The following is a 13,233-nucleotide window of genomic DNA, read 5'->3' on the forward strand; positions in this document are numbered from 1 at the left end:
TCCAGATTCGGAGCAATTCATGAAGAAGACTTCGCTTAGCAGTGCCTTGATGATCGCGGTGGTCGGTGCGGTTGCACTGGTTGGTTGCAAGAAGAAGGAAGAAGAGGTCGCGCCACCGCCGCCGGTTGCAGCAGCCCCGGCACCGATGGTTGAGTCCGCACCTGCCGCGCCGGCTCTCGCAGTGACCGCGGTGACCGTCGGCAACGCGGCAGCGGCTGACATGTCGGTGGCACCGGTTGCGGTGTTGGCAGCCAAGGACAAGATCATCGTATCGATCAAAACCAGCGGTACCGCCAGCAATGTGCCGGTCGGGGCCAAGTTGACCTATCAGGACGGCCAGGTGGCCGGTGAGCAGAGCGCCACCCTCAACGCGACCGACACTGGTACCACCAATATCGAGTTCAGCAAGGCAACGCCGTGGCCGGCTGGCAAGTACACCGCCGACGTCACCGTCGATGGCAAGGCTGCCGGTACCCCGCAGCAGTTCGAGGTGAAGTGAGCAAGGCGTAAGCCGGCGAACTCTCTCCCGCCGGTGATACGCATGGGCGCAGCCACCAGGCTGCGCCTTTTTTTTTGCATCAACCGTAAATGCTTGTTGTAGGAGCGGCGTCAGCCGCGAAGCAGGGAGATCATCAGATGAAGGGATTCGAGCAACCTCAGTGTCGCGGCTGACGCCGTTGCTACAGGTATACCGCCGGTTCGAACGTGGCGATTTCGAGCATTTGAGTGGCTCGGAACCCGCTGTCTGGCTCTGACATCGGCTGATTCTTGTGGGAGCGGCGTCAGCCGCGAAGCAGGGAGATCATCAGATGAAGGGGTGTGGGGATCCTCAGCTTCGCGGCTGACGCCGCTCCCACAGATAGCACCGTGCTGCTGCATGGAGCCGCGGTTTGCGCACTGTGTGCACCTGTTCCATGTATGGCGTGGGTGGTTGCAGGTGAGACCACCACTGCCGTGAGCGACATGAGCAAGACGGCACAAGGCCTGCGCGGGCTTGCCCTGCAACAGGCCCGCCACTCCCTACCTTTGCGTATGGGTTTGCTTTGCCCGGCCCGGTCGAAAACGCGACAATACAAGGGTTTCCCAATCCGGCAGCCGGATGGGGTTTGCGCGCCGGCCCACTGGATGGTCGTGCGCCTGCCCAATCGCCGCTGCCGTTCCACGCACCGCATCCGTCAGCAAGAGAGTTTTTGCCCCCATGTCGAATACGCCGAAGATCATCTACACGCTCACCGACGAAGCTCCGTTCCTGGCCACGCAGTCGCTGCTGCCCATCGTCGATGCCTTTACCGCGACCGCCGGCATTGCCGTCGAAACCCGCGACATCTCGCTGTCCGGCCGCATCCTGTCGCAGTTCCCGGATTTCCTGAAGGACGAGCAGAAGATCAGCGATGATCTGGCCGAACTGGGCGAGCTGGCCACCAAGCCGGAAGCCAACATCATCAAGCTGCCGAACGTGTCGGCCTCGGTGCCGCAGCTCAAGGCCGCGATCAAGGAGCTGCAGGAACAGGGCTACATCCTGCCGAACTACCCGGACGCACCGACCGACGACGTGTCGCGTGACATCCAGGCCCGCTACGACAAGATCAAGGGCAGCGCGGTCAACCCGGTGCTGCGCGAAGGCAACTCCGATCGCCGCGCACCGCTGTCGGTGAAGAACTACGCCCGCAAGCACCCGCACCGCATGGGCGCCTGGACTGCCGACTCCAAGTCGCACGTCGCGCACATGGACGGCGGTGATTTCTACGGCAGCGAAAAATCGGCCACCGTCGCCAACGCCGGCAGCCTGAAGATCGAGCTGGTACAGAACGACGGCAACACCGTCGTGCTGAAGGCCAAGACCGCAGTCAAGGCCGGTGAAATCGTCGACGCTTCGGTGATGAACCGCAAGGCGCTGGCTGCGTTTGTTGATGCACAGATTGCCGATGCCAAGGAGCAGGGCGTGCTGTTCTCGCTGCACCTGAAGGCGACGATGATGAAGGTCTCCGACCCGATCATGTTCGGCGTCGTGGTCGACGAGTTCTACAAGGACGTGCTGGGCAAGCACGCTGCCAGCCTCGCCCAGATCGGCTTCGATTCCAACAACGGCATCGGTGACCTGTACGCGCGCCTGTCGCAGCTGCCGGAAGCCGAGCAGGAAGCAATCAAGGCCGACATCGCCGCCGAGTACGCCAAGCGTCCGGCCGTGGCCATGGTCAACTCGGACAAGGGCATCACCAACCTGCATGTGCCGTCGGACGTGATCGTCGACGCCTCGATGCCGGCGATGATCCGTGACTCCGGCAAGATGTGGAACGCCGAAGGTAAGCTGCAGGACACCAAGGCGGTCATTCCGGACCGCTGCTACGCTGGCGTGTACCAGGCCGTTATCGACGACTGCAAGGCGCACGGCGCGTTCAACCCGGCGACCATGGGCTCGGTGCCGAACGTCGGCCTGATGGCACAGAAGGCCGAGGAATACGGCTCGCACGACAAGACCTTCCAGATCGCTGCCGATGGCGTGGTCAAGGTCACCGACGAGGCCGGCAACGTGGTGTTCGAACACGCCGTCGAAGCCGGTGACATCTGGCGCATGTGCCAGACCAAGGACGCGCCGATCCAGGACTGGGTGAAGCTGGCCGTCAGCCGCGCGCGCCTGAGCAACACCCCGGCGCTGTTCTGGCTGGACGCCGAGCGCGCCCACGATGCGCAGGTCATCGCCAAGGTCGAGAAGTACCTGAAGGACCACGACACCAGCGGCCTGGACATCCGCATCCTGTCGCCGGAAGAAGCCACCGCCGTGTCGCTGGAGCGCATCCGCAAGGGCGAGGACACCATCTCGGTGACCGGCAACGTGCTGCGTGATTACCTCACCGACCTGTTCCCGATCCTGGAGCTGGGCACCAGCGCCAAGATGCTGTCCATCGTGCCGCTGATGGCCGGTGGCGGCCTGTTCGAAACCGGTGCTGGCGGCTCGGCGCCGAAGCACGTGCAGCAGTTCGTCGAAGAGGATTACCTGCGTTGGGATTCGCTGGGTGAGTTCCTGGCCCTGGCCGCATCGCTGGAGCACCTGGGCCAGCGTTACGACAACAAGGGCGCCACCGTGCTCGCCAATGCGTTGGATGCTGCCAACGGCAAGTTCCTGGACAACGACAAGTCGCCGTCGCGCAAGCTGGGTGGCATCGACAACCGTGGTAGCCATTTCTACCTGGCCATGTACTGGGCGCAGGCGCTGGCCGAGCAGAACGACGATGCCGCGTTGAAGGCAAAGTTCGCACCGCTGGCCGAAGTGCTGACCAGCAACGAGCAGAAGATCGTCGACGAGCTGGCGGCGGTGCAGGGCAAGGCCGTGGACATCGGCGGTTACTACCGTCCGGACCTGGCCAAGGCTGGCCCGGCAATGCGTCCGAGTGCCACCCTCAATGCCGCGATCGCCAGCCTCAAGGGCTGATCAACGTAAGAGCAATGGCGGCGTGATGTAGCTGCTGTTACACATTGAAAGCCTGCCTCCTCCCAGGAGGCAGGCTTTCTTGTTTTCGCGTGATGACCGCGTGTAGATACGACCAAGGTCGTGTGCCGAAAGCGCCACTGAAAAATCGAAATGTGGGACCAATCACCCTTTCACATGCAGCATCTGGAATAGCCTGATTCGACACGCAGGGAATCGCATGACGCGAGCGCGTCAAAAGGGGAAGAGGGCATGACCAGGGTGCTGGTAGTGGGCTCGGACACCCGGGAGGAGCAGACGCTCCTCGGGCGATTGAGGGAGATTGCGGGGCTACCACCGGAGGGTCTGCAACGCTGTGTCGATCTGGACCAGTGCGACCTGCTCCTGGTCCGCGATACCCCGGCGTTGCGCAGCGCTGCCCAACACATGGCCAGCAAGCGGCCGGCGATGCGCTTATGGCTGCACGATGATGCCGGCGCCGTGCACGATGGCCGCAGTAGCGGCGAACTGCATCTGGATCGGGCGCAGATCCAGCACGCGCTGGCACCGCCGCCCACGCCGACAACCACCGATGGTCTGTATCTGGCCAGCGGTGCCAAGCAGGTCACCCGTCTGTTGCGGCAGCGCCTGCAGGAGAAGCAGGGCCGTGCGGTGCTGTCGTTGCAGGGCCAACCACAGCTGCTGATTGATTTCGAACACGACCAGATGGTGCCGCTCTACGTGCATCCAACGCACGGTCCCAGCCTTGCCCAGCAACTGGGTGACGTATTCGAGCTGTTGGCGCTGCAGGAACTGTCGTTGGCGCGCTTCCAGGCCTTGGCGGAGAACCTGTCGCGGCAACCGCTGCGGCCGCTGCTGTGGCAGATGGCGCAGTACGGCGACAACTGGACCGATTTTGATCGACGCCTGCAACAGAATGCGCGGGTGAGCCTGCTGCGTTGGCCGGACTTCCGTGTGCTCGCCCATCAACACGATGGTTTCAGGCTGTGCTCGCTGCTGCTGAAGAAGCCCTGCACCCTGGCCGAATGCACCGAGCTGCTGGAACTGGACAGCAACGCAACGCGCGCCTTCATGCGCTCGGCTTACCTGTGTGGCTATGCCACGGTGCAGCTGCCAGAGCCCACAGCTGCGCCGTCGCCGGCGCCGGCCAAGCTTGGTGCCAGCGCCCTGCTGGCACGGATGTGGCGCAGCGTCCGTCACCGTACAGGGACCCATGCATGATCGAACACAAGGTAGTGATTCTGGGCGCCATGGGGGCAGGGAAGTCGACGCTGGTGCGTGCTGTAGCGGGCGGCACCGTCATTGATACCGACGTACTCAATACCGACGCCAGTTCTTCCAAGCTGGTAACCACGGTGGCGATGGACTATGCCGACGTGAGTCTGCCCAATGGCGATCGACTGCGCCTGTACGGCACACCGGGGCAGGAGCGGTTCTCGTTCATCTGGCCGGTGCTGCTGCAAGGCGCGCGTGGCGTGGTGATCCTGGCTGACGCCTCCAGCCCTGACGTGGCGCAGGAAATGGAGCGTTACCTGCTGGCACTGCGCGAGCACGCCGGGACGGTTCCGGCGGTCATTGGTGTATCCAAATTCGATCTTGTGCCGGACGTGGACCTCGATGCCTGCCTGCTGCAGGCACAGAAGACCGCCGGCCGGCCGTTGCCACTGGTGCCGTTCGACGCACGCTCGGAGGATGCGGTGATGCTGCTGATGGATGTGCTGATGGGTGAGGTCGAAGCCGCTGCCCTGGTGGGTGCCCATGACTGAGGCCAAAGCGATTGCATTGTTGGAGGACTGGGAAGTCGCCGTGATAGACCAGCGGCTGCAGGAGTTCACCGGTTCAGTGGACGGCGTGCGTGCCGCGGTGGTTGCCAGCATCGACGGTTTTGTCCTGGCACAGGCGGCTACCGAGACCTCCAGTGGCGAACGCCTGGCCGCCATGACCAGCGCCATGCTGGCCCTGGCCTCGGCGGTTGGCCGCGAGCTGGCGCTGGGCACGATGGACGTGCTGATGCTGGAGGCCAGCGAGGGCAAGGTACTGATGCAATCGATCCAGTTGCCTCGCGGCTCGCTGCTGCTGATGGCCGCTTGCGGCCAGCGCAGCGTGATCGGGCATGTGCTGTGGAGTGCGCGCGAGTGCGGGCGCAAGATCCAGGCGGAATTGTCCGGGGAGTGAGGGCGGCACTGGCTGCGGCTGCATTGGAGCCAAAGCCAAGGCCAAAGCCAAAGCTCCCCTCATCCCAACCCTTCTCCCGCGGGCGGGAGAAGGGCTAAATCAAAAGGCAAGGCCAAAGCCAAAGCCAAAGCCAAAGCCAAAGCCAAAGCCAAGGCCAAAGCCAAAGCCAAGGCCAAGGCCAAGGCCAAGGCCAAAGCCAAAGCCAAAGCCAAAGCCAAAGCCAAAGCCCTCCCCTGCGCTAGGCGCAAGCGAGGGGGCGGAGCTTGCGCTCGCACGCAACCTGCAGATGGCCGCGATCCACCCCCTCCCTTTTGCGTAGCAAAGGGGAGGGTTGGGGAGGGGTGCTCCTGGCGCGAAACCCCCAATCCACGACAACTCCACGCCCAGGCCTGCCCCGAACAGCAGCCAGTGGCGTATGGTCAGCGCAACTCCCCGGTGTTCTCCCGCATGCGATTGCCCCGTACCTGCATTGACCCAGCACCTCGGCAACGTCTGGTCATGCCGTCATGACCGAGTCGGCTACAGACAGCGCGTTGGCCGCCAGCATCGCCAGCTGCATCGCGCAGGGCTTCGATGATTACCACCGCGACTTCGCCCAGATCAGCCGGCGCGCACGCGAGCGCTTCCAGCGCCGGGACTGGACCGCTGCCAAAGCCGATGCAGTGGAGCGCATCGAGCTGTATGACGTCTGTGTTGCACAATGCCGCACCCAGCTGGATCAGCTACTGCAGGGCAGTAGCGAGCTGCAGCTGTTGTGGCGGCAGGTCAAACAGGACTTCGACGGGTTGATCGAAGGCCGCATCGACGGCGAGCTCTACAAGACCTTCTACAACACGCTCACCCGGCGTCTGTTTGCCACCCATGGCGTGGATGACAGCATCGAGTTCATGGCGTTGGACATTGAACCCTCCGACGCCATCACCCATCCGGTCGCGCGGCATGTCTATGCAGTGTCCGAGGCGCGCCCGGCCGAAGCGTTCTCACGCTTGTTGGCGGACTATGCGTTCGACCTGCCGTACGCGCACCAGCTACGTTGTGCAGCGGCCATCGCGGTGCGGCTGCAAGATGACCTAGCCCATTGGGGGCCGTATCCGGTCCGCGCGATCGAGTTGTTGCAGACCGTGTTCTACCGCGAGCGACGTGCCTATCTCGTCGGGCGCGTGTTTGGCGAGCACAGGTTTTCGCCGTGTGTGATTGCGCTGATCAACGATGAAAACGGGATTCGCGCGGAGGCGGTGCTGAGCCGCCGCCGCGATGTGGCGCATCTGTTCGGCGTCTCACGCAGCTACTTCCAGGCCGACCTGCCTACCGTGGCCGATGCAGTGGTGTTCCTGCGCAGTATCCTGCCGGGCAAACCGGTGGATGAGATCTACACGGTGCTGGGCCGGGCCAAACAGGGCAAGACCGAGCGTTACCGCACCTTCTTCAGTCACTTCCAGCAGCACGACAACGAGCAGCTGGTGCACGCGGATGGCACGCCCGGTATGGTGATGACGGTATTCACCCTGCCCAGCTACCCGCTGGTATTCAAGCTGATACGTGATCGGTTTGCGTGGCCGAAGACGATGAGTCGGCAGGATGTTGAAGACAAGTACGCCCTGGTATTCAATCTGGATCGCATCGGGCGCTTGCTGGATGCCCAGCCTTATCGTTACCTGCGCTTCCCCCTGCAACGGTTCGCGCCCGCGCTGCTGCAGGAACTTGTGCAGGAGTGCAGCCAGAGTGTCCGCGTCGATGGCGACGAGGTCGAGATCGCGTTGTGCTACGTGCAGCGACGTTTCCGGCCTTTGAATCTCTACCTTCGCGAGCAGGGAGCCGAGGCGGCGCGCGCTGCTGCGCTCGACTACGCGCAGGCGATCCGCGACATGGCCTGCAACAACATCTTCCCCGGTGACATGTTGTTGAAGAACTTCGGCGTGTCGCGGCATGGTCGCGCGGTGTTCTACGACTATGACGAACTGTGCCTGGTGACCGAGTGCACTTTCCGCGCATGGCCACAGCCGCGCAGCGAGGAGGAGGCGATGGCGGCCGAGCCGTGGTTCCACGTTGCCCCTAACGATGTCTTCCCGGAGCGCTTCGGGCTGTTCATGGGTTTGTCTGCTGTCCTGTTGGACGTGGTACGTGAAAAACACGCGGAGTTGTTCGAGCCGGAATGGTGGCAGGGATTGCAGGCCGGCTTCCGTGAAGGACGCTACCCCGACACGCCGCCTTATCCAGCGGCGCTGCGCTTGGCTTGATGCTTGTAGCGCAACTTCGGCTGCGCTCTAATCCGCATTCCGGACACAGGGAGAGGTGCGATGCGACACATGCTTGCAGCAGTGGCAGTAGGTGCGGTGCTGGTGATGGGGATGCCGGTGGTGGCCGCCGCTGGCAGTGGCGGTGTCAGTTCGGTGCGCGAGCGGATCGAAAGCAGCATGGTGGTCAGTGGTGACGTCACGATAGAAACGGATGGTTCGGTATCTGCGCTGCGGGTGGATAAGCAGGATGAGCTACCTCCGTCCGTGGTCAAGCTGGTGCGTGACGCGGGCTTGAAATGGAAGTTCGAGCCGGTTGTCAGGAATGGTGTGGCGGTACGTGCACTGGCCCCGATGAGTCTGCGCGTCATAGCCCGTAAGCTGGACCTTGGACGTTATGAAATCAGCCTGCGTGGCATCAATTTCTCACGCCTTGACGGTGACGACCCGGAGAGCATCGCACGCATCGAGATGACGCCACCGCGTTACCCGGTACAGGCGTTCCGTGCAGGCGTGTCCGGTAGCGTCTATCTGCTGCTCAAGGTTGGCCGGGATGGCAAGGTCGAGGACGTTTTCGCCGAGCAGGTGAACCTCACTTTCCTCAGCGGGGAGTCCGAACAGCGGCTTGGACGCGAGGTGCTTGCAAAGAGCGCGATTGCCGCTGCCAGGCAGTGGACCTTCCGCGTTCCAACGCAGGGCGCCGAGGCTGGGCAGGCGTTCTGGAACGTACGCGTGCCGGTTGGGTTTTCCTTGGGCGATGCGGCTGCCGAAGGCCAGGGTCCGGCGCGGTGGGTAAGTTACGTCCCTGGCCCACGTGAGCGTGCCCCATGGCGGGACGACAGCGATCCGCTGGGCTTTGCGCCGGATGCACTGGTCGATGGCAGCGTAAACCTGGTGGACAACAACGGTCCGCGCCTGCTGACGCCACTGCAGGGCAGCTGATCCCTGATGCGGAGGTAGTGCCGAGCCATGCTCGGCACCGGCGCTAACCGTAATGCCCCCGCCCAGCATGGCTCGGCTCATCACGTGCGGCGGAAGCTGCGAAGCAGGTACCGTCCGTCCAATCATCGCCAAGCAAAAACCCCGCGAAAGCGGGGTTTTTGCCTGCAGCCAACTCCAACCGGAATCAGCGCTTCATCGAGCCGAAGAACTCGTCGTTGGACTTGGTGTTCTTCATCTTGTCCAGCAGGAATTCCATCGCGGCGATTTCGTCCATCGGGTGCAGCAGCTTGCGCAGGATCCAGATCTTCTGCAGCAGCTCCGGTTCGATCAACAGGTCTTCGCGGCGGGTGCCGGAACGGTTGATGTCGATGGCCGGGTAGACGCGCTTCTCGGTGATGCGACGGTTCAAATGCACTTCGCTGTTGCCGGTGCCCTTGAATTCTTCGTAGATCACTTCGTCCATCTTCGAACCGGTTTCAACCAGCGCGGTGGCGATGATGGTCAGCGAGCCGCCTTCTTCAACGTTGCGTGCCGCGCCGAAGAAACGCTTCGGGCGGTGCAGGGCGTTGGCGTCCACACCACCGGTCAGGACCTTGCCGGAGCTGGGCACGACGTTGTTGTAGGCGCGGGCCAGGCGGGTGATCGAGTCGAGCAGGATCACCACGTCCTTCTTGTGCTCGACCAGGCGTTTGGCGCGCTCGATCACCATTTCGGCAACCTGCACGTGGCGCGCGGCCGGTTCGTCGAAGGTCGAAGAGACCACTTCGCCGCGCACAGTGCGCTGCATTTCGGTCACTTCTTCCGGGCGCTCATCCACCAGCAGCACGATCATGTGCACTTCCGGATGGTTGGTGGTGATGGCGGTGGCGATCTGCTGCATCATCATCGTCTTGCCGGCCTTCGGCGGCGAAACGATCAGGGCGCGCTGGCCCTTGCCCTGCGGTGCCATCAGGTCGAGGATGCGGCCGGTGATGTCTTCCGAGGAACCGTTGCCGCGCTCAAGCGTGAAGCGCTTGCGCGGGAACAGCGGGGTCAGGTTTTCGAACAGCACCTTGTTCTTCGAGGCTTCGATCGGCTCACCGTTGATGGTGTCCACGATCGACAGCGCGAAGTAGCGCTCGCCGTCCTTCGGGAAGCGGATGCGGCCCGACAGGTGGTCGCCGGTGCGCAGGTTGAAGCGGCGGATCTGGCTGGGCGAGATATAGGTGTCGTCCGGGCCGGCCAGGTAGCTGGCTTCGGCTGCACGCAGGAAGCCGAAGCCGTCCGGCAGGATTTCCAGCACGCCGTCGGCGGCGACGCCGTCGCCGTGGCGGGTCAGCACCTTGAGCAGGGCGAAGATCACGTCCTGCTTGCGGGCACGGGCCACGCCTTCGGAGATCTGCAGCTGTTCGGCGATTTCCAGCAGCTTCTGTGCCGGCATCCGCTTCAGGTCGCTGAGCGAATAGACCGGGAAACCTTCCGGCACGCTCGGCATCTGGCGTGGGACAAAATTGTCGTTGCCGCCGTCGTTGCCCATGCCGTTGTCGTCACGCTGACGATTGCGGTCACGACGGTTGCGGAAACGGTCGCGGCGGTTGCCCTGGCCCTGGCCCTGCTGATTCTGCTGGCCATAGCGCTGCTGGTTGTTGTTGCCTTCGCCGTTGTCCTGGCCACCCTGTGAGGTGTTGTTGTCGCCGGAGCTGGCTGCCGGGGCCTGGCCTTCATTGCTGGACGCCGCCGCGGCGGGCGCGGGAGGCGGAGCAACCGGGGCCGGTGCTGCCGGAGCAGCGGCTACCGGAGCCGGAGCGGCCGGGGCGGCTGGCAATGGAAGCGCTGGCTGGGCGGGGGCAGAAGCACCGCTGTCGGCGCTTTCAACGGCTTTGGCAACACGCGGCTTGCGCACGCGCTTCTCGACAGGAGCGTCGGTGCTCCCGGTTTCGGAAGGAGTGTTCTCGGACAAGTGCTTGATTCCTCTCGCTTGGATGTGCGAGCGCCCTGCGGGGCTGCGAACTGGTTGGGATGGTCCGGACGAGAACCCGTCCAGAGGGTGCGGCACGCGAATGCTGCCGGATGTAGCGACACTAACACCGCCAAACGTGGCGGCGCAAGCGCCTGCAAAACCCTGTTGGGCCGCGGTCAGGCTGGCCCGGTGGCCGGCGGCACGGGGCCGCCGGACCGTGCTGGATCAGACCAGCGCCTTGTCGATCATCTGGCTCAGCTGGCCCTTGCCGACTGCGCCGATCTGGGTGGCCTGGATCTGGCCATCCTTGAACAGCAGCAGCATCGGGATCGAGCGCACGTGGTACTTGATCGCGGTGGCGCGGTTCTCGTCCACATTGACCTTGGCGATCTTCAGCTTGCCGTCATAGGCGTCAGCCAATTCGTCCAGGACCGGGGAAATCATCTTGCACGGGCCGCACCATTCAGCCCAGAAATCCACCAGGACCGGTTCGCTCGATTGCAGGACGGCGCTGTCGAAGTCGGCGTCGCCGACGTGTAAAACCTTATCGCTCACTTGGAGTCTCCTGGTGCAATGCGACTGCCCATGCCGGGTTGGCGGTCGCATTGCGGTAAACTGGGGCATTGCGCGGACAGTGGGCAGGGCCCAGGTGTCGCGCGACCCGGCGCAGGGGCCGCAGTGTGCGACGGTGCCCGAATCGATGCAAGCTGCCCGGCCACACTGACCGGCTGGCACTACAAAGACGAAATCAATGAGCGACAAACCGCTAACCGACGTGACATTTTCCTCCTTCGAGCTGCAGCCGGCCTTGCTGGCGGGCCTTGAAGGCGCGGGTTTCACCCGCTGCACCCCCATTCAGGCGCTGACCCTGCCGGTGGCTTTGCCGGGCGGCGACGTTGCCGGCCAGGCCCAGACCGGTACCGGCAAGACGCTGGCCTTCCTGGTCGCCGTCGCCAACCGCCTGCTGACCCGTCCGGCGCTGGCTGACCGCAAGCCGGAAGATCCGCGCGCGCTGATCCTGGCACCGACCCGCGAGCTGGCCATCCAGATCCACAAGGACGCGATGAAGTTCGCCGCCGACACCGGCCTGCGCTTCGCGCTGGTCTACGGTGGCGTGGACTATGACAAGCAGCGCGAGCTGCTGCAGCAGGGCGTGGACGTGATCATCGCCACCCCCGGCCGCCTGATCGACTACGTCAAGCAGCACAAGGTGGTTTCGCTGCACGCCTGCGAAATCTGCGTGCTGGACGAAGCCGACCGCATGTTCGACCTGGGCTTCATCAAGGACATCCGCTTCCTGCTGCGGCGCATGCCGGAGCGCACCACGCGCCAGACCCTGCTGTTCAGCGCCACCCTCAGCCATCGCGTGCTGGAGTTGGCCTATGAGCACATGAACGAGCCGCAGAAGCTGGTGGTGGAGACCGAAAGCATCACCGCCGACCGCGTCCGCCAGCGTATCTACTTCCCGGCCGACGAAGAAAAGCTGCCGCTGCTGATCGGCCTGCTGTCGCGCAGTGAAGGCGCCCGCACCATGGTGTTCGTCAACACCAAGGTATTCGTCGAGCGTGTTGCACGCGCTCTGGAAAAGGCCGGTTACCGTGTTGGCGTGCTGTCCGGTGACGTGCCGCAGAAAAAGCGTGAGAGCCTGCTCAACCGCTTCCAGAAGGGCCAGCTGGAAATCCTGGTGGCCACCGATGTGGCCGCACGCGGCCTGCACATCGACGGCATCAAGTACGTCTACAACTACGACCTGCCGTTCGACGCCGAAGACTACGTGCACCGCATCGGCCGTACCGCGCGCCTGGGCGAAGAAGGTGATGCGATCAGCTTCGCCTGCGAGCGCTATGCGATGAGCCTGCCGGACATCGAGGCCTACATCGAGCAGAAGATTCCGGTCGAGTCGGTTACCGCCGAACTGATGACCGCGCTGCCGCGTCCCGAGCGCGCGCCGCTGCCGGAAGGCGAAGAAGGTGAGAGCGTTGGTGCCATCTTCCGCGAAGCCCGCGAGCAGAAGGCCGCCGACGAAGCCCGTCGTGGCGGTGGTCGCAGCGGTGGCAAGCCCGGTGAACGCCGCGGCGAGCGCAGCGCCGACGGCAAGCCGCGTGGCCCGCGCAAGCCGCGCGTCGAAGGCGCCCCGGCCAATGCCGAAGGCACATCCAAGCCGCCGCGTCCGGTCGCTGAAGGTGCGCCGAATGCGGCCAACAGCCCGGCAGTGGAAGGCGAGCGCGCACCGCGCAAGCGTCGCCGCCGTCGCCACGGTCGCCCGGTTGAGGGTGCCGAAGGTGCAGCACCGGCAGTGGTCAACACCAACGGCCCGGTGCAGGTACAGGCCAAGCCGATGCGTGCTGGCAACGACAGCGACTCGTTCCTGACCCGCCTGGGCCGCAAGATCCGCCGGATGCTGTCGGGCAGCTGATCGCCGCGAGCCTGTAGTGGGGGGGGGGGGGGGGGGGCGGCCGGACAGGGCTCGCGACCAACCCACGACACGCGCGCCGCGCGCCCCCGCCCCACCTCAC

10 protein-coding genes are annotated in these 13,233 nt (G+C 64.1%); 8 read left to right on the forward strand and 2 right to left on the reverse strand.

The genetic code is table 11. The features are described from left to right. The first annotated feature begins 19 nt into the window (after positions 1-19). The 7 genes from AC1VWL_RS11720 (at position 20) to AC1VWL_RS11750 (ending at position 8,778) form a co-directional block, all read left to right on the forward strand. Positions 20-499: a hypothetical protein gene (locus AC1VWL_RS11720; protein ID WP_482986807.1), complete on the forward strand. Its 480-nt coding sequence runs from the start codon at positions 20-22 to the stop codon at positions 497-499. Positions 500-1,198: 699 nt separating this feature from the next. Beyond that, positions 1,199-3,430 (forward strand): NADP-dependent isocitrate dehydrogenase, encoded by a 2,232-nt coding sequence (locus tag AC1VWL_RS11725; RefSeq protein WP_482986808.1) that lies wholly within the window; start codon positions 1,199-1,201, stop codon positions 3,428-3,430. Positions 3,431-3,679: 249 nt separating this feature from the next. Continuing rightward, the gene (locus AC1VWL_RS11730) at positions 3,680-4,648 is read left to right on the forward strand and encodes a hypothetical protein (RefSeq protein ID WP_482986809.1); all 969 of its coding nucleotides are present in this window, start codon (positions 3,680-3,682) and stop codon (positions 4,646-4,648) included. Continuing rightward, positions 4,645-5,193: a GTP-binding protein gene (locus AC1VWL_RS11735; RefSeq protein ID WP_282272045.1), complete on the forward strand. Its 549-nt coding sequence runs from the start codon at positions 4,645-4,647 to the stop codon at positions 5,191-5,193. The genes AC1VWL_RS11730 and AC1VWL_RS11735 overlap by 4 nt, the downstream gene beginning before the upstream one ends. Then, the gene (locus AC1VWL_RS11740; protein WP_482986810.1) at positions 5,186-5,602 is read left to right on the forward strand and encodes a roadblock/LC7 domain-containing protein; all 417 of its coding nucleotides are present in this window, start codon (positions 5,186-5,188) and stop codon (positions 5,600-5,602) included. Before AC1VWL_RS11735 ends, AC1VWL_RS11740 begins: the two co-directional genes overlap by 8 nt. A 506-nt stretch (positions 5,603-6,108) precedes the next feature. After that, positions 6,109-7,839, forward strand: coding sequence for a bifunctional isocitrate dehydrogenase kinase/phosphatase (gene aceK / locus AC1VWL_RS11745; RefSeq protein WP_482986811.1), 1,731 nt, complete (start codon positions 6,109-6,111; stop codon positions 7,837-7,839). A 60-nt stretch (positions 7,840-7,899) separates the two neighbouring features. Next, entirely contained in the window at positions 7,900-8,778 is an 879-nt protein-coding gene (locus AC1VWL_RS11750; RefSeq protein WP_482986812.1) for an energy transducer TonB, read from the forward strand. 184 nt (positions 8,779-8,962) lie between these two features. Here AC1VWL_RS11750 and rho read toward each other — a convergent pair whose 3' ends face one another. Both rho and trxA read right to left on the reverse strand, forming a co-directional pair. After that, on the reverse strand, positions 8,963-10,717 hold the full coding sequence (rho, locus tag AC1VWL_RS11755) for a transcription termination factor Rho (protein WP_482986813.1): 1,755 nt from the start codon (positions 10,715-10,717) through the stop codon (positions 8,963-8,965). Positions 10,718-10,942: 225 nt separating this feature from the next. Continuing rightward, positions 10,943-11,272: a thioredoxin TrxA gene (trxA, locus tag AC1VWL_RS11760; protein WP_057628040.1), complete on the reverse strand. Its 330-nt coding sequence runs from the start codon at positions 11,270-11,272 to the stop codon at positions 10,943-10,945. A 196-nt stretch (positions 11,273-11,468) separates the two neighbouring features. Between trxA and rhlB the strand changes: the two genes are divergently transcribed. Beyond that, positions 11,469-13,133: an ATP-dependent RNA helicase RhlB gene (gene rhlB, locus AC1VWL_RS11765; protein WP_482986814.1), complete on the forward strand. Its 1,665-nt coding sequence runs from the start codon at positions 11,469-11,471 to the stop codon at positions 13,131-13,133. Positions 13,134-13,233 lie beyond the last annotated feature (100 nt).

The sequence above is a fragment of the Stenotrophomonas sp. STEN063 genome (genome assembly GCF_056854515.1).

Bases quoted from the DNA above. Each gene is read 5' to 3' on its own strand.
- AC1VWL_RS11720 (WP_482986807.1), top strand. From the start codon at position 20: ATGAAGAAGACTTCGCTTAGCAGTGCCTTGATGATCGCGGTGGTCGGT.
- AC1VWL_RS11725 (WP_482986808.1), top strand. From the start codon at position 1,199: ATGTCGAATACGCCGAAGATCATCTACACGCTCACCGACGAAGCTCCG.
- AC1VWL_RS11730 (WP_482986809.1), top strand. From the start codon at position 3,680: ATGACCAGGGTGCTGGTAGTGGGCTCGGACACCCGGGAGGAGCAGACG.
- AC1VWL_RS11735 (WP_282272045.1), top strand. From the start codon at position 4,645: ATGATCGAACACAAGGTAGTGATTCTGGGCGCCATGGGGGCAGGGAAG.
- AC1VWL_RS11740 (WP_482986810.1), top strand. From the start codon at position 5,186: ATGACTGAGGCCAAAGCGATTGCATTGTTGGAGGACTGGGAAGTCGCC.
- aceK (WP_482986811.1), top strand. From the start codon at position 6,109: ATGACCGAGTCGGCTACAGACAGCGCGTTGGCCGCCAGCATCGCCAGC.
- AC1VWL_RS11750 (WP_482986812.1), top strand. From the start codon at position 7,900: ATGCGACACATGCTTGCAGCAGTGGCAGTAGGTGCGGTGCTGGTGATG.
- rhlB (WP_482986814.1), top strand. From the start codon at position 11,469: ATGAGCGACAAACCGCTAACCGACGTGACATTTTCCTCCTTCGAGCTG.